At 68.5% G+C, this 15863-nt stretch carries 12 protein-coding genes and 1 pseudogene; 10 read left to right on the top strand and 3 right to left on the bottom strand.

Annotated features, from left to right (window positions below; all coding sequences use genetic code 11):
* Positions 1-21: 21 nt before the first annotated feature.
* The 4 genes from CLV01_RS07395 (at position 22) to CLV01_RS07380 (ending at position 4700) form a co-directional block, all read left to right on the top strand.
* On the top strand, positions 22-921 hold the full coding sequence (locus CLV01_RS07395) for a DMT family transporter (protein WP_012203377.1): 900 nt from the start codon (positions 22-24) through the stop codon (positions 919-921).
* 273 nt (positions 922-1194) lie between these two features.
* A complete protein-coding gene (locus CLV01_RS07390; protein WP_099734631.1) occupies positions 1195-2514 on the top strand; it encodes an MFS transporter in 1320 nt (439 codons plus the stop codon).
* A gap of 87 nt (positions 2515-2601) precedes the next feature.
* The gene (locus tag CLV01_RS07385) at positions 2602-3279 is read left to right on the top strand and encodes a DUF2848 domain-containing protein (protein ID WP_063327231.1); all 678 of its coding nucleotides are present in this window, start codon (positions 2602-2604) and stop codon (positions 3277-3279) included.
* 50 nt (positions 3280-3329) lie between these two features.
* Entirely contained in the window at positions 3330-4700 is a 1371-nt protein-coding gene (locus tag CLV01_RS07380; protein WP_099734632.1) for an amidase, read from the top strand.
* Between the two features lie 20 nt (positions 4701-4720).
* Here CLV01_RS07380 and CLV01_RS07375 read toward each other — a convergent pair whose 3' ends face one another.
* On the bottom strand, positions 4721-5656 hold the full coding sequence (locus CLV01_RS07375) for a LysR family transcriptional regulator (RefSeq protein WP_034390463.1): 936 nt from the start codon (positions 5654-5656) through the stop codon (positions 4721-4723).
* Positions 5657-5796: 140 nt separating this feature from the next.
* Between CLV01_RS07375 and cysK the strand changes: the two genes are divergently transcribed.
* Positions 5797-6714, top strand: coding sequence for a cysteine synthase A (cysK, locus tag CLV01_RS07370; protein WP_043822008.1), 918 nt, complete (start codon positions 5797-5799; stop codon positions 6712-6714).
* A gap of 61 nt (positions 6715-6775) precedes the next feature.
* On the opposite strand, the gene CLV01_RS07365 is transcribed toward cysK, so the two are convergent.
* Positions 6776-7684: a LysR family transcriptional regulator gene (locus CLV01_RS07365; protein WP_017406936.1), complete on the bottom strand. Its 909-nt coding sequence runs from the start codon at positions 7682-7684 to the stop codon at positions 6776-6778.
* Between the two features lie 179 nt (positions 7685-7863).
* On the opposite strand from CLV01_RS07365, the gene CLV01_RS07360 reads away from it, so the two are divergent.
* Both CLV01_RS07360 and CLV01_RS07355 read left to right on the top strand, forming a co-directional pair.
* Positions 7864-9003 (top strand): MFS transporter, encoded by a 1140-nt coding sequence (locus CLV01_RS07360; RefSeq protein ID WP_218968176.1) that lies wholly within the window; start codon positions 7864-7866, stop codon positions 9001-9003.
* 301 nt (positions 9004-9304) lie between these two features.
* Positions 9305-11161 (top strand): ABC transporter ATP-binding protein, encoded by a 1857-nt coding sequence (locus CLV01_RS07355; RefSeq protein ID WP_013804128.1) that lies wholly within the window; start codon positions 9305-9307, stop codon positions 11159-11161.
* On the opposite strand, the gene CLV01_RS07350 is transcribed toward CLV01_RS07355, so the two are convergent.
* Complete coding sequence (locus tag CLV01_RS07350; RefSeq protein ID WP_043822004.1) at positions 11158-11904, bottom strand: GntR family transcriptional regulator; 747 nt, start codon at positions 11902-11904, stop codon at positions 11158-11160. The genes CLV01_RS07355 and CLV01_RS07350 overlap by 4 nt on opposite strands.
* Before the next feature lie 97 nt (positions 11905-12001).
* On the opposite strand from CLV01_RS07350, the pseudogene pcaB reads away from it, so the two are divergent.
* The 3 genes and pseudogenes from pcaB to CLV01_RS07335 all read left to right on the top strand — a co-directional run bounded on the left by pcaB (position 12002) and on the right by CLV01_RS07335 (position 15858).
* Positions 12002-13383 (top strand): annotated as a pseudogene (gene pcaB / locus CLV01_RS07345) (3-carboxy-cis,cis-muconate cycloisomerase).
* 44 nt (positions 13384-13427) lie between these two features.
* Positions 13428-14420, top strand: a complete 993-nt coding sequence (locus tag CLV01_RS07340) for a tripartite tricarboxylate transporter substrate-binding protein (protein WP_099734634.1) — start codon at positions 13428-13430, stop codon at positions 14418-14420.
* Between the two features lie 4 nt (positions 14421-14424).
* The gene (locus CLV01_RS07335; protein ID WP_099734635.1) at positions 14425-15858 is read left to right on the top strand and encodes a class II fumarate hydratase; all 1434 of its coding nucleotides are present in this window, start codon (positions 14425-14427) and stop codon (positions 15856-15858) included.
* Positions 15859-15863 lie beyond the last annotated feature (5 nt).

Below are 15863 nucleotides of genomic sequence, written 5' to 3'. Positions count from 1 at the left end.
ACCAGTCTTAGGAGTCTTCCAATGGGGTCTTACCTTTTCCCTTTGATCGCCGTGCTCATCTGGTCGGTCAATACCGTGGTCAGCAAGATGGCGGCCGACAGCATCGGCGCGGCCGAAATCGGTTTCTACCGCTGGCTGGTGGCGGCCGTGCTGTTCACGCCGTTCCTGCTGCCGTCCATCTGGCGCCAGCGCGCCGACATCCGGCCGCTGCTGCCGCGCCTCATCGTGCTGGGGATGCTGGGCATGGTGATCTACCAGAGCCTGGCCTATTACGCGGCCCATATGACATCGGCCACGCACATGGGCCTGATCGGCTCGCTCACGCCCATGATGGTGCTGGGCCTGTCCACCGCCATGCTGGGCCAGGCGCTGAGCCGGGGCGCCGTGCTGGGCTGCGTGCTGGCGATTGCGGGCGTGGCCCTGGTGGTGTCTTCGGGGCAGCCTGCCACCTTGCTCACCCAGGGCCTCAATGGCGGTGACGCGCTGATGTTCGTGGCCATGCTGGCCTATGCGGTCTACAACATCCTGCTCAAGCGCTGGCCCATGCCGCGCCTGGCCACGGTGCAACTGCTGTACCTGCAGATCCTGGTGGCCGTGATCGCCCAGCTGCCGCTGTTCCTGATGGCGCCGCGCACGGGGCTGAACGCGACCAACCTGCCGCTGGTGGGCTTTGCGGGCATCATGGCCTCCATCGCCGCGCCGCTGCTGTGGATGATGTCGGTGGCGCGCATCGGCCCGGGCCGCTCCAGCATGTTCTTCAACCTGGTGCCCATCTTCACGGCCGTGATCGCCTTCATGGCATTGGGTGAGCCCCTGGCGGCCTATCACGCCGTGGGCGGCGTGCTGACCATTGGCGGCCTGCTGCTGGCCGAGCTGTGGAAGCAGCCTTTGCGCGCACCGCGTGCCGCCGCCACCGCCTGAAAAATCAGGGTTTTCCCGAGCGTAAATGGTGCACGCATGCTGCATGCCGGTGCGGCGCCCGCACCAGCTCTGCCCATAAGAATTTGCATTCAGGCCTGCTCATAATTTCTTGTTGGACAGCCCTGTCCCGCCTTTCGATACTGCCGCCACAGGAACAGCTCCAGACGCCCGGCCGGTCTCACTGCAGACCCGCCAGCGCCTGAAGCCCCTGAGACACACGGGCCCCGCCCCGGTCCGTGTGCCCGCTGCACCGTCGAAGACAGGAGACACCCCATGAGCAGTCCGGCATCCGCCGCACATTCCCCCGCCCACGGCGCCGGCCAGGCATCGCCGCCCGACATGGACGCCACCTACCGCAAGATCGCCTGGCGCCTGATTCCCTTTCTGGTGCTGCTCTTCATCCTGGCGTGGATAGACCGCGTCAACGTCGGCTTCGCCAAGCTGCAGATGCTGGACGACCTGCAGTTCAGCGAGGCCATCTACGGCCTGGGTGCCGGCATCTTCTTCATCGGCTACTTTCTGTTCGAAGTGCCCAGCAACCTGCTGCTGGAGAAGATCGGCGCACGCAAGACGCTGGCGCGCATCACCATCCTGTGGGGCGCGGCCTCCATGGCCATGGCCTATGTGACCACGCCCACCATGTTCTACGTGCTGCGCTTCATCTTGGGCGTGGTGGAGGCCGGCTTCTTCCCCGGCGTGGTGCTGTACCTGACCTACTGGTTCCCGGCCCGCCACCGGGCGCGCGTCAACGGCCTGTTCATGACCTCGTTCGCCATTGCAGGCGCCGTGGGCGGTCCCATTGCGGGCGCCATCATGAATGGCATGCAGGGCGTGGGCCATCTGTCCAACTGGCAGTGGCTGTTCATCCTGGAAGGCATTCCCTCGGTGATCGCCGGCTTCTTCGTGCTGCTGTACCTGCCCGAGAAGCCCGCCAACGCCAAGTGGCTGAGCGCGTCCGAGCAGCGCGCCGTGACCGCTGCCGTGGAGGCAGAGAACCAGGGCGGCCACAAGCATGTGTCCTTCCTGGACGCCTGCCGCAACTACCGCGTCTGGCTGTGCGCTGCCGTGTATTTCTGCATCGTCAGCGGCAACGCCACCATTGCCTTCTGGTCGCCGTCCATCATCAAGGAGATCGGCATCCAGAACACGCTGCAGATCGGCCTGATCTCGGCCATTCCCTTCCTGGCCGGCACGCTGGCCATGGTCTGGAACGGCATGCATTCGGACAAGACTGGCGAGCGCCGCATGCACTGCGCCCTGTCCGCGCTGATCGCGGCGGCGGGCCTGATCCTCACGGGCCTGTTCCTGAACAACGCCGTGCTCGCCCTGTGCGCGCTGACGCTGGCCTCCATCGGCATCCTCGCGGCCTTTCCCGTGTTCTGGTCGATTCCCGCCGCCTTCCTGGCCGGCACGGCGGCGGCCGGCGGCATTGCGCTGATCAACTCCATCGGCAACCTGGCCGGCTTCGTGGCGCCCTACATGATCGGCGCGCTCAAAACCAGCACGGGGTCGCTGTCCTCGGGCCTGTACTTCGTGGCCGCGCTGGAATTCATGGCCGCCTTCCTGGTCGTGCTCTTCGTCAAGAAGCAGTGATGCCTGCGCGCCGCACCGCGCGCGCCACTGCCCCCTCCTCTTTCCCACCGGGGCCTGCGGCCCCGCCTTTTCCCTGGATCGCCTGCCATGCAACTGCAGTTCACCACCCCCGAGGGCCAGACCTTCGCCCCTGAATTCGACACCCTGATCGTCGCCGGCTGGGCCGGCCGCGACCGCGAGGCCATCGAGCACCACATCGAGGAGCTGGCCGCCATCGGCATCCCGCGCCCCAGCGCCGTGCCGCTGTACTACCGCATCTCCAGCAACCAGCTGAGCCAGCGCAGCGCGCTGCAGGTGCTGGGCGCGGACTCCTCGGGCGAGGTCGAGGTCTTCGTGTTCACGCACGAAGGCGAGATGTTCGTGAGCCTGGCCTCCGACCACACGGACCGCAAGTTGGAAGCCTACAGCGTGGCCTTTTCCAAGCAGGCCTGCGTCAAGCCCGTGGCCACCCAGGCCTGGCGCTTTGCCGACGTGGCCGGCCACTGGGATGAGCTGGTCGTGCGCTCGTGGATCGTGGAAGACGGCCGCGAGGTGCTCTACCAGGAAGGCACGCTGGCCAGCCTGCGCACGCCCCAGGACCTGATCGCAGGCTTCACGGGCGGCAAGGATCTGCTGCCCGCAGGCTGCGGCATGACCTGCGGCACGGTGGGCGCCATCGGTGGCATCCGCCCCTCGACGCAGTTCTCCATGGAGCTGTACGATCCCCGCAGCCAGCGTTCCATCCGCCACAGCTACCGCAGCGAACTGCTGGACGTCGTGGCCTGAGCCGCGACTCCGATCCGACCACGCCCGCCTTCACCCACAGGACTTCCCACATGACCCAAGCCCTCCCCCTGCCCAGCCTGGAACTGGCATCACAGCGCCTGCATGGCGGCGAAACCACCTCGGTGCAGCTGACCGAGCAGGCCCTGGCCCGCACCATGTCGGGGGAAGGCCCCAAGGTGTTCACGCGCGTGTTCCAGGGCGCGGCCCTGGCCGAGGCCCGCGCCAGCGACGTGCTGCGTGCGGCCGGCCTGGCGCGCTCGCCCATCGAGGGCCTGCCGGTCTCGGTCAAGGACCTGTTCGACATCGCCGGCTTTCCCACGCTGGGCGGCTCGCGCCTGCTGGCCGACGCACCGCCCGCGCAGCGCACGGCCGAAGTGGTGCAGCGCCTGCGCCAGGCCGGCGCCGTCATCGTGGGCACGACCAACATGACCGAGTTCGCCTACTCGGGACTGGGCATCAACCCGCACTACGGCACGCCGCGCAATCCCTGGCAGCGTGACGAGGGCGGCGGCCGCATCCCGGGCGGCTCGTCCTCGGGCGCGGCCATCTCGGTCACCGACGGCATGGCCATGGCGGCCATCGGCTCGGACACGGGCGGCTCGGTGCGCATTCCTTCGGCGCTGTGCGGGCTCACGGGCTTCAAGCCCACGGCGCGCCGCGTGAGCATGGAAGGCGTGCTGCCGCTGTCGGCCAACCTGGACTCCATCGGCCCGCTGACCCCCAGCGTGCGCTGCTGCGCCACGCTGGACGCCATCCTCAGCGGCGAGCCGCTGGGCGATCTGCATGCCGCCCCTCTGCAGGGCCTGCGCCTGCTGGCACCCACCAACGTGGTGCTGGACGGCATGGACGCCACCGTGGCCGCCGCCTGGGAGCGCGCCCTGTCCCTGCTGTCGCAGGCGGGCGCCCACATCACCCACGCCGTGGTCGCGCCCTTCGGCGAGCTGGCCGACATCAATTCCAAGGGCGGCTTCACGGCCGCCGAGGCCTGGGCCTGGCACCGCCACCACATCGCCACACGCCTGTCCGAGTACGACCCGCGCGTGGGCACGCGCATCCTGCGCGGCAAGGACATCAGCGCGGCCGACTACATCGACCTGCTGGCACGCCGCAGGCAGTGGATTGCCGCCGTCAGCGCCCAGATGGCCGACCATGACCTGATCGTCATGCCCACCGTGCCCGTGGTCGCCCCGAAGATCGCCGACCTCACGCAGAGCGACGAGGCCTACTTCGGCGCCAACGGCCTGATCCTGCGCAACCCCACGCTGATCAACTTCCTCGACGGCTGCGCCATCTCCCTGCCCTGCCACCGCGCAGGCGAGGCGCCCGTGGGCCTGAGCCTGGCCGGCCTCGGCGGGCAGGACCGGCGACTGCTGTCCGTGGCCCTGGCCGTGGAACAGCTGCTGGCTTCGGCGCAGGGCTGATCGACCAGGCGGCCTCGGGCCTAGCCGCCCAGGCCGCTACCCGGCAGCCGCGCCACGGCCTGGCCGTGGTTCAGCGCAAAGGCGGCGGCGGTCTCCTCGGCCGCGCGCGCCACCACTTCGGTCAGCGGGTTCTGGTGATCGTTGCGAAAGCAGGCCACCAGCGGCAGCGAGGGGAACTCCCGGTCCACGCGCAGCAGGCGCAGGCGCTGCTCGGCCAGCTCGCGCTGGATGATGGCCGGCGGCACGGCGGCCACGCCCAGGCCGTCGCAGACCACGCGGATCATGGTCGCCACCGAGGCGATGCAGTTCAGGTGCACCGAGGCGCTGCTTTCGGTGGAGAACAACTGCTCGATCACCGCATACGGCTCGGAGCCGCGCGCAAAGCACATGATGGGAAAGGCCGCCAGCTCGGCCAGGCTCAGGGTCTCGTCGCCAATGCCCAGCTTGGGGCTGCCCACCCAGGCCATGGGAAATTCACCCAGCGACAGATGGCCCACGCCAGCCGCCGTCACGGGCTTGGCCTGCAGCGACAGGTCCAGCTGGCCCTTCACCAATTGATCGGACATGTGCAGCGTGGTGTCGCAGGCGATCTCCACCTGCAGGCGCGGATAGCGCTGCTGCAGCAGCGCCAGGAAATCGGGAAACCAGCTGTGCACGATGGACTCGATGGCGCCGATGCGGATCACGCCCGCATAGGCCTGCTTGTCCAGCATGTCCTCGCGCATCTCGCGCATGAGGCGCAGCATGCGCTCGGCATGGACCAGGGCCTTGGCGCCGTCGGCCGTCAGCGTGACCTCGCGCACGCCACGGTCGAACAGGCGCACGCCGAACTCCTGCTCCAGCGTGGCGATGCGGCTGGAGACGGCGGCCTGCGTGGTGTACAGCCGCTCGGCCGTCATGCGGAAATTGCGCAGCTCGGCCAGCAAGACAAAGGTTTCCAGGAACCGTAGATTCATGCGGCGATGTTAGCCGTCCAGGCCATATCGATATAGCCCATGCATAGAACAGCTGCGTGCACAATGAATGCTTGGTTTTCGCGCAGCGTCTGCGCACCACCCCCGACTGTCCAACCACCACCCCAACTCGCGGAGGTCCGATGAGAGCTGACAACATCCTGCAAACGATTGGCAACACGCCCCATGTGCGCATCAACCGCCTGTTCGGCGCCGGTGCCAATGTGTGGATCAAGTCCGAGCGCGGCAACCCCGGCGGCTCCATCAAGGACCGCATCGCGCTGGCCATGGTCGAGGACGCCGAGAAGTCCGGCGCCCTGCAGCCCGGCGGCACCATCATCGAGCCCACCAGCGGCAACACCGGCGTCGGCCTGGCCCTGGTGGCAGCCGTCAAGGGCTACAAGCTGGTGCTGGTCATGCCCGAGAGCATGAGCATCGAGCGCCGCCGCCTGATGCTGGCCTACGGCGCCAGCTTCGACCTCACGCCCAAGGAAAAGGGCATGAAGGGCGCCATCGCCCGCGCCCAGGAACTGGCCAGCCAGACGCCCGGCGCCTGGATTCCCCAGCAGTTCGAGAACCCCGCCAACATCGACGTGCATGTGCGCACCACGGCCCAGGAAATCCTGGCCGACTTCCCCGAAGGCCTGGATGTGCTGATCACCGGCGTGGGCACGGGCGGCCACCTGACCGGCGTGGCCAAGGTGCTCAAGGCCAAGTTCCCCCAGCTCAAGGTCTTTGCCGTGGAGCCTGCCGCCTCGCCCGTGATCTCGGGCGGCCAGCCCTCGCCCCACCCCATCCAGGGCATTGGCGCAGGCTTCGTGCCCAAGAACCTGGACACCAGCCTGCTGGACGGCGTGATCCAGGTCGAGGCCGAACCCGCGCGTGAGTACGCACGCCGTTCGGCCCGCGAGGAAGGCATCCTGGTCGGCATCTCCTCGGGCGCCACCCTGGCCGCCATTGCGCAAAAGCTGCCCGAGCTGCCCGCAGGCGCCAAGGTGCTGGGCTTCAACTACGACACGGGCGAGCGCTACCTGTCGGTGGAAGGCTTTCTGCCGGCCTGACCGCCCTGCACCCTGAACAAGCCAAAGGCCCTTCGCGGGCCTTTTGTCATGGCAGAGCCGTTCAGATCGTCAGGCCCTGAGCCAGATGCCGCAGCAGCGCATCCACCTTGGGCAGCAACTGGCGGCTGCGCGGCCAGACCAGGTGCAGCGGCAGGCCATCGACTTCGGCGCCGGGCAGCAGCCGCAGCAGGTGGCCATCGCGCAGCGGCGCTTCAACCATCCACGTGGCCAGTTGGGCGATGCCGCAGCCCGCCATCACGGCAGCCACCACCGCTTCGCCATCGCCCAGCACCATGCGCGGCTGCACCGCAATGGCGCCGGCACTGCTCTGCCATGCACTCATGCCTGCATCGGTCCTTCCATAGGCCACGGCATCATGGCCGGCCAGTGCCTGCAGGCTGTCAGGCGCGCCGCGCCGCTCCAGATAGGCAGGCGATGCGCAGAACACCAGCCGCTCCCGCCCCAGCAGACGCTGGCCCAGTCCCGCAGGCAGCTGCACGCTGCCGCCTATGCGCACGGCCACGTCGATGCCTTCGTCCACCACGTCCACGAAGCGGTCCGTGAACGACACCTGGGGCTGCACCGCCGCATGGCGCTGTGCAAACTCCAGCAGCAGCGGCATCACCTTGAGCCGTCCGTACAGCGCCGGCAGGTCCACGCGCAGCCTGCCTGCGGGCTCCAGGTGCTCGGCGGCCAGCACCTGCTCGGCCGACTCCAGCTCGCCCAGCACGCGCACACAGGTGCGGTAGAAGGCCTCGCCGGCATCGGTCAGCCGCAGCCGCCGCGTCGTACGTTCAAACAGGCGCGTCGCCAGCCGGGCTTCCAGCCGGGCCACGGCCTTGCCCACGGCCGAGCCTGTCAGGTGCAGCCGCTCGGCAGCAGCCGTGAAACTGCCCGCGTCTGCGGTACAGACAAAGGCCTCGATGCCCTTGAGACGCTCCGAAGGAAACATGGCGATGGCGGCTTTCATTCAAGAATCCATTTCCAGTATCTGCAGAAAATTCATCCGAGATAAGAATTCACATCTTAAATAAGCTCGCGTGCCTGTTGTTTCTTTTCCCCGGAGTCTTTGCGCATGTCCCCTGCCCCATCCCTGAACCGCGATGCCCGCCCTCCATTCCTGCCACCCAAGGCAAGGCCGCCACCGCCGTGCTGGCGGTGGCGGCTTTCGTCATCGTCACAACGGAGTTCCTGATCGTCGGCCTGCTGCCGGCGCTGGCGCGCGACCTGGGCACCAGCGCTGCGGCGGCCGGCCAGCTGGTCACGCTGTTCGCCCTGGTCGTGGCGCTGGCCGGTCCGCCGCTCACGGCCTGGCTGGCACCGGTGGGCCGCAAGCGCCTGTTCGTGGCCATTGCCCTGCTGTTTGCGGGCTCCAATGCGCTGGCGGCCGTGGCGCCCAGCCTGGGCGTGCTGGCACTGGCGCGCCTGCTGCCGGCCATGGCGCTGCCGGTGTTCTGGGGCACGGCCAGCGAAACCGCTGCGCAACTGGCAGGACCGTCACGCGCAGGCCGTGCCGTGGCCAGCGTCTACCTGGGCATTTCTGCGGCGCTGCTGCTGGGCATTCCCCTGGGCACGCTGGCCGCCGATGCCGTGGGCTGGCGCGGCGCCTTCGGCCTGCTGGCCCTGCTGTCGCTGCTGGTGGCCCTGGCCCTGCAATGGAAGATGCCGGCGCTTGAAGGCGCGCCCCGCATGCCCCTGGCGCAGCAGTTGCGCGTGTTGCGCACTCCCCGGTTCCTGGCGCAGATTGCGCTGTCGGTGCTGGTCTTCACGGCCATGTTCACGGCCTATACCTATCTGGCCGAAATCCTGGAGCGCGCCGCCGGCGTGGCACCCGCACGCGTGGGCTGGTGGCTGATGGGATTTGGCGCCGTCGGCCTGGCCGGCAACTGGCTGGGCGGGCGCTGGGCCGAGCGCCACGCGCTGAGAGTCACAGCGGTCCTGTGCCTGGTACTGGCCCTGGGCATGGCGGCCACCGTGCAGCTGGCCCAGGCCTTGCCCTGGCTGGTGGTCGCGCTGGCCGTCTGGGGCGTGGCCAACACGGCCCTGTATCCGGTCTGCCAGATCCGCGTCATGCAATCCGCACCCCAGGCGCAGGCCCTGGCGGGCACGGCCAATGTCTCGGCCGCCAATGCCGGCATTGCGCTGGGTGCCCTTTTGGGCGGATGGACACTGCAGACCGCAGGCCCTCTGTCCACGGGCCGGGTTGCCGCCGGCCTGGCCATACTGGCGGCCGTGGCGGCGCTGTGCATGGCACGCTCGGGGCGAGCAAGGCACGCGCACTGCGCATGAACCACTCCATGAAGAGCCAGGGCCGGCAACCGCAGCGGCGTGCATTGTTGCTGGCCGCTGCATGCTGCGTTGTCTGCACGCGCACAAAGTGAACAGCCTCGGGCCTGGACAATCCGTACTGGCGCCGCGACCGCATCCCGGACCGCCGCCTGTGTGCAGCGGAGACGTGACGCCCAGCCCGGCGTAGGACAGTTGTGTGGAGATTTCTTACAAAACATGTTGCGCCCAAAGGTCATGCTGAACGCGCATCGGGCAAACCCGACTCTGGCCTACGATGGTCTGACCAAGGAGTAAAAAAATCTTGTTCGGTTTCTTTGAAAAACGCGTTCCGCCCTATCCCAGCGTCGAGCCCACGGTCCCGCCCAAGGGCTTTTTTGCCTTCATCTGGGCCTGCACGCAAGGCATGCGCGGCTGGATCGCGCTGCTGACCTGCACCTCGGCGCTGCTGGCCGTCTACGAGGCGGCGCTGTTCGCCCTCATGGGCCATGTGGTGGACTGGTTGTCCACGGTGTCGCCGGCCGGTTTCTGGGCAGAGCAGCGCGGCACGGTGTGGGGCATTGCCGCCGTCCTGCTGTCCAGCGTGCTGCTGCTGGCCTTTCACACGGCGGTGATGCACCAGGTGCTGGCCATCAACTTCCCGATGCGGCTGCGCTGGGTGTTCCACCGGCTGATGCTGGGCCAGAGCATGTCGTTCTATGCCGACGAGTTCGCGGGCCGCATCACCACCAAGATCATGCAGACCGCGCTGTCGGTGCGCGAAGTGGTGTTCATGGTGGTCGATGTGCTGGTGGGCGTGAGCGTCTACATGATCGGCATCCTGATCCTGGCGGCCAGCTTCGAGTGGCGGCTGATGATTCCGTTTGCGCTGTGGCTGGCCGCCTATATCGGCGCCTGCTGCTACTTCGTTCCACGCCTGGGCAAGATCGGCAAGGAGCAGGCCGATGCACGCTCCATGATGACGGGCCGCGTGACCGATGCCTACACCAACATCGCCACCGTCAAGCTGTTCGCCCACACGCGCCGCGAGGCCGAGTACGCGCGCAACGCCATGGAGGCCTTCAAGTCCACGGGCTATGCGCAGATGCGGCTGGTCAGCCAGTTCGAGATCGTCAACCACCTGATGATCACGATGCTGCTGGTGGGCTCGGCGGGCACGGCGCTGTACCTGTGGTCGGCCGGACAGGCCAGCGCAGGCGTGGTGGCGGCCATCATCGCCATGGCGCTGCGCCTGATGGGCTATTCGCACTGGGTGATGTGGCAGATGACGGGCCTGTTCGAGAACGTGGGCACCATCCAGGATGGCATCCTCACGCTGACCAAGCCGCGCACCATCGTGGACGCGCCCGACGCCAGGCCGCTGCAGGTCACGCACGGCGCCATCGCCTTCGAGGACCTGAGCTTTGCCTACAAGGACGGCGGCAAGCAGGTGATCGACCACCTGAACCTGCACATCCGCGCCGGCGAGCGCATCGGCCTGATCGGCCGCTCGGGCGCGGGCAAGTCCACGCTGGTGAACCTGCTGCTGCGCTTCCATGAAGCCCAGGGCGGGCGCATCACCATCGACGGCCAGGACATACGCACCGTCACGCAGGACAGCCTGCGCGGCGCCGTGGGCATGGTCACGCAGGACACCTCGCTGCTGCACCGCTCCATGCGCGACAACATCCTCTACGGCCGCCCCGACGCGACCGAGCAGGAAATGCTGGCCGCCGCGCAAAAGGCCGAGGCCTCGGACTTCATCGCCACGCTGACCGACCTCAAGGGCCGTGGCGGCTACGACGCCCAGGTGGGCGAGCGCGGCGTCAAGCTGTCGGGCGGCCAGCGCCAGCGCGTGGCGATTGCGCGCGTCATGCTCAAGGACGCGCCCATCCTGCTGCTGGACGAGGCCACCAGCGCGCTGGACAGCGAGGTCGAGGCGGCCATCCAGCAAAGCCTGGACAGCCTCATGCACGGCAAGACCGTGATCGCCATCGCCCACCGCCTGTCGACCATCGCGGCCATGGACCGGCTCATCGTCATGGACCAGGGCCACATCGTCGAGCAGGGCACGCACCAGCAACTGCTGGAGCTGGGCGGCATCTACGCCAAGCTGTGGTCGCACCAGAGCGGCGGCTTCCTCGCAGAGCAGGGCTCGGAAGCTGCCAACGCCAACGGCTAGACGCTCGCCAGATCCCGGTCCAGCTGCGTATGCAATGTGTAGCGGCTGGCCGGGTGCAAAGTCACACTGAGGTCCATCAACTCCCCATCGGTATCCAGATAGCGGCGCACGATCTTCAGCGCCGCTGACCCTGCCGGGGCCTGCAATTCCTCCGACAGCGCCTCCGGAATGAGCGCCCCCACCACGGCCTGCCGCACCCGCGCGATGCGCAGGCCGTATTGCTGCTCCAGCAGGCTGCTGACCAGCAACTCGGGCGCGGCGCGCACGCGCTGGGCCAGTTCCTGCGTGTCAAAGCGCTGCGCATCCACATAGACCACGGTCCAGGCAATGGGCAGGTGCGGCGCGGCGCCGTCGCGGCGCAGGCTGCAGATGGCCAGCCAGCGGCTGCCGGCCGGGCAGTCCAGTTCGGCGGCCAGGTCCTGGTCCAGCACCACCTCCTCGATGCGCCGCACCTCGCGCACATGGGTGGCGCCGAACTGCACCAGGTCCTCCAGCGAGGTCAGCGCCTGGCGGTAGTGCGCATGGGGCTGCGCCGCCTCCACGCGCGTGCCCACCTTCTTGCGCCGCGATACCAGCCCCGACTGCTGCAGCTCGGCAATCGCCGCGCGCACGGTGTGGCGGCTCACGCCATAGCGGTCGCACAGCTCCAGCTCGGTGGGCAGCAGGGCGCCCACGGCGTATTCACCCGAGGCAATGCGCTCGGACAGGTCGCGCGCCACCTGGGCATAGCGTGTCTCAGCCATGGGCGCAGGCCCTCACCCCAGGCAAACCCGGATGTTCGTAATGTACGTACATAAATAAAAATAACGATATGTCCGAACTTAATCGCAATTGCGCACCATGACCCTTCCGTCCTTCACCTCCAGCACCGCCATCGATTCGCTGCTGTTCCGCGACGCCTTCGGCACCCCCGCCATGCGCGCCATCTTCGCCGACAGCGCGCTGGTGTCGCGCTACATCGAGGTCGAGGTCGCGCTGGCGCGCGCCCAGGGCCGCTGCGGCGTGATTCCGGCCGAGGCCGCACACGAGATCGCGCAGCGCTGCAGCCTCGAAGCGCTGGACTTCGAGCTGCTGCGCAAGGAAACCGACATTGTCGGCTACCCCATCCTGCCGCTGGTGCACCAGCTGGTGAAACAGTGCGGCGACGCAGGCCGCTACATCCACTGGGGCGCCACCACCCAGGACATCATGGACACGGCCACCGTGCTGCAGGTGCGCGATGCGCTGGACCTGGTCGATGCCGACATCGCCGCGCTGCGCACCATCCTGGCCGACCTGGCAGAACGCCACCGCGACACGCCCATGGCCGGCCGCACGCACCTGCAGCACGCCCTGCCCATCACCTTCGGCTACAAGGCCGCCATCTGGCTGGCCATGTTCGACCGCCATGCCCAGCGCCTGAAGGAACTGCGCCCGCGCGTGCTGGTGGGCCAGTTCGCGGGGCGGCAGGCACGCTGGCCTCGCTGAGCGGGCGGGGCCTGGAAGTGCAGCAATTGCTCATGGAAGAACTGGGCCTGGGCGTGCCCGCCACCACCTGGCATGTGGCGCGCGACGGCCTGGCCGAAGCGGTGAATTTCCTGGCCCTGGTCACCGGCTCGCTGGGCAAGATCGCCTACGACGTGATGCTGCTGTCCTCCACCGAGTTCGGCGAGGTGTTCGAGCCCTTCGTCACCGGGCGCGGCGCCAGCAGCACCATGCCGCAAAAGCGCAACGCCATCTCCAGCGAACTGATGCTGGCCGCCTCCAAGGCCGTGCGCCAGCATGCGGGCCTGATGCTGGACGCCATGGTCCAGGACCTGGAGCGCGCCACCGGCCCCTGGCACGCCGAATGGGTGGCCCTGCCCGAGAGCTTCGTGCTCTCGGCCGGCGCCCTGCACCAGGCGCGCTTCATGCTGGGCGGCCTCATCGTCGATCCCGAACGCATGGCCCGCAACCTGGACATGACCGACGGCCTGATCGTGGCCGAGGCCGTGATGATGGGCCTGGCCCCGCACACGGGCCGCCAGCAGGCGCACGACATCGTCTATGCCGCCTGCCGCAGCGTCAACGCCGAGGGCGGCACGCTGGCCGATGCGCTGGCCCGCCTGCCCGAAGTCACGGCCCATTTCGACCGCGCGGCGCTGCAGCGCCTCACCGACCCGCGCAACTACCTGGGCGAGGCCCCGCAAATGGTGGACCGCGCCCTTGCGCTGTCGCGCGCCCATACAGCCAGCGGCCGCTGACACTCCGGCCCAGGACAGAACACAGCACTACAGGAGACAACACCATGCCTTTCCATCTTCCCCGCCTGCCACGCCTGGCCCTTGCCCTGGCCGCCACCACCTTCGCCCTGGCCGCGCACGCCCAGGGCGGCTACCCCGCCAAGCCGCTGACCTGGATCGTGCCCTTCGCGGCCGGCGGCCCCACGGACGCCATGGCGCGTGACATCGCCCAGCGCACCAGCACGCAACTTGGCCAGCAGATCATCATCGAGAACGTTCCGGGCGCGGGCGGCACCATCGGCGCGGCCAAGGCGGCGCGCTCGGCACCCGACGGCTACAGCTTCCTGGTCGGCCACATGGGCTACATGGGCGCGGCGCCGTCGCTGTACAAGAAGCTGGCCTATGACCCGGTCAAGGACTTCGAGGCGGTGTTCCGCTTCCCCGACACGCCGCTGGTGCTGCTGGTGGGCAAGAACTCCCCGTACAAGACGGCCGAGGAGCTGGTGGCCTTCGGCAAGCAGAACCCGGGCCGGCTGAACTTCGGCAACGCGGGCGTGGGATCGACCTCGCACCTGGTGGCGGCGCTGTTCGCCAGCCGCGCGCAGATGGAGATCACCCAGGTGGCCTACAAGGGCGCGGCACCGGCCATGACCGATGTGATCTCGGGCCAGGTCGATGCCATGTTCGACCAGACCAACACCGCCCTGCCCCAGCTGGCGGGCGAGCGCATCCGCGCCATCGCGCTCACCTCGGACAAGCCCATGCCGCAGTTCCCGGGCGCCGCCGCCCTGGGCCAGAAGCTGCTGCCCGGCTTCGAGACCGCCACCTGGTACGGCATCTACGCGCCCAAGGGCACGCCGCGCGACGTGGTGCAAAAGGTCTACCAGGCCTATACCAAGGCGCTGGCCGACAAGGCCTGGACCGACAGGATGGCCGCCCAGGGCATACGCCTGCTGCCCGCAGATCAATACGCGCCCGAAGCCCTGGCACGCCACACGGTCGCCGAGGTGGAGCGCTGGCGCAAGGTGGCAGCCGACGCGAAGATCTCGCTGGACTGAGCCCATGGACCAGACACGCACCCAGGCCCAGGCACAGACCCAAGCTCATACCCGCATCGAGCACGATGCCTTCGGCCCCGTCCACATCCCTGCCGACCGACTCTGGGGCGCGCAGACCCAGCGTGCGCTGGAGCTGTTCACCATTGGCGAGGAGCGTTTTCCGCAGGGCCTGTACCGCGCATTCGGGCTGCAGAAGCTGGCGGCAGCGCGTGCCAACCGGCGCCTGGGCGTGCTGGACGACGAGCGCGGCGCGGCCATCGAGGCCGCGGCCACCGAACTGCGCGACGGCCTGCTGGACGCGCATTTCCCGCTGACCATCTGGCAGACGGGCTCGGGCACGCAGACCAACATGAATGCCAACGAGGTCATCGCCAACCGCGCCAACCAGATGCTGGGCCAGCCCCCGGGCACGCGCAGCCCGGTCCACCCCAACGACCACGCCAATGCATCGCAGTCGTCCAACGACAGCTTTCCCACGGTGATGCACCTGGCCACGGCGCTGGAGCTGCGCGACCACCTGCTGCCCGCCCTGGAACAGCTGCAGCAGCGCCTGCAGGAACGCGCCCTGGCCTTTGCCGGCGTGCTCAAGGTGGCGCGCACGCACCTGATGGACGCCGTGCCCATGACGCTGGGCCAGAGCTTCGAGACATTCGCCCACCAGGTGGGCCACGGCATCCACCGGCTGCAGGCCACCCAGCCCCGGCTGTGGAGCCTGGCCCAGGGCGGCACGGCGGCCGGCACGGGGCTCAACGCGCCGGCCGGATTCGACCGGGTCTTCTGCGAGGAGATACAGGCGCTCACGGGCCTGGCGGTCACGCCCAACCCCTGCAAGTTCGAAGGCATGGCCGCGCACGATGCGCTCATCGAGGTCTCGGGCGCACTCAACGTGGTGGCCGGTTCGCTGGCCAAGATGGCCAATGACATCCGCCTGCTGGGCTCAGGCCCGCGCTGCGGCCTGGGGGAGCTGGTGTTTCCCGACGATGGGCTGAGCTCCTCCATCATGCCGGGCAAGCGCAACCCGACCGTGGCCGAGGTCGTGGTGCAGGCCGCCTACCAGGCCATGGGCCACCACCTCACCGTCACGCTGGCGGGCTCGGCCGGTCACTTCGAGCTCAACGTAGCCAAGCCCGTGCTGATCCACCACCTGCTGCGCGCCATGCGCGCGCTGGGCGACGCCAGCCGCGTGTTTGCCGAGAAGCTGGTGGCCGGCCTGCAGTCACACACGGAGCGGCTGGAGCAGCAGGTCAGCCACTCGCTGCTGCAGGCCACCGCGCTCAACCCGGTGCTGGGCTATGACGCCGTGGCACGCATCACGCGCGAGGCCATGGCACGCGGCATTGCGCCGCGCGAGGCGGCCGTGGCGCTGGGGCTGATCACGGCGGCCGAGTACGACCGGCTGGTGGACCTGCGGGCCATGGCCGGGCTGCCGCCCGCGTAGCGGCC

This window comes from Delftia sp. 60 (assembly GCF_002754395.1).
Taxonomy (GTDB): domain Bacteria; phylum Pseudomonadota; class Gammaproteobacteria; order Burkholderiales; family Burkholderiaceae_C; genus Comamonas; species Comamonas acidovorans.
The sequence above is the reverse complement of the archived record's forward strand: the minus strand, read 5'-3'. Positions and strand labels throughout refer to the sequence as shown.

What these genes read in the sequence shown, in the direction of transcription:
- CLV01_RS07350 (WP_043822004.1), bottom strand. Translation starts at nt 11,904, where the DNA reads ATGGCTGAGACACGCTATGCCCAGGTGGCGCGCGACCTGTCCGAGCGC.
- CLV01_RS07375 (WP_034390463.1), bottom strand. Translation starts at nt 5,656, where the DNA reads ATGAATCTACGGTTCCTGGAAACCTTTGTCTTGCTGGCCGAGCTGCGC.
- CLV01_RS07335 (WP_099734635.1), top strand. Translation starts at nt 14,425, where the DNA reads ATGGACCAGACACGCACCCAGGCCCAGGCACAGACCCAAGCTCATACC.
- CLV01_RS07395 (WP_012203377.1), top strand. Translation starts at nt 22, where the DNA reads ATGGGGTCTTACCTTTTCCCTTTGATCGCCGTGCTCATCTGGTCGGTC.
- CLV01_RS07380 (WP_099734632.1), top strand. Translation starts at nt 3,330, where the DNA reads ATGACCCAAGCCCTCCCCCTGCCCAGCCTGGAACTGGCATCACAGCGC.
- CLV01_RS07365 (WP_017406936.1), bottom strand. Translation starts at nt 7,684, where the DNA reads ATGAAAGCCGCCATCGCCATGTTTCCTTCGGAGCGTCTCAAGGGCATC.
- cysK (WP_043822008.1), top strand. Translation starts at nt 5,797, where the DNA reads ATGAGAGCTGACAACATCCTGCAAACGATTGGCAACACGCCCCATGTG.
- CLV01_RS07340 (WP_099734634.1), top strand. Translation starts at nt 13,428, where the DNA reads ATGCCTTTCCATCTTCCCCGCCTGCCACGCCTGGCCCTTGCCCTGGCC.
- CLV01_RS07390 (WP_099734631.1), top strand. Translation starts at nt 1,195, where the DNA reads ATGAGCAGTCCGGCATCCGCCGCACATTCCCCCGCCCACGGCGCCGGC.
- CLV01_RS07385 (WP_063327231.1), top strand. Translation starts at nt 2,602, where the DNA reads ATGCAACTGCAGTTCACCACCCCCGAGGGCCAGACCTTCGCCCCTGAA.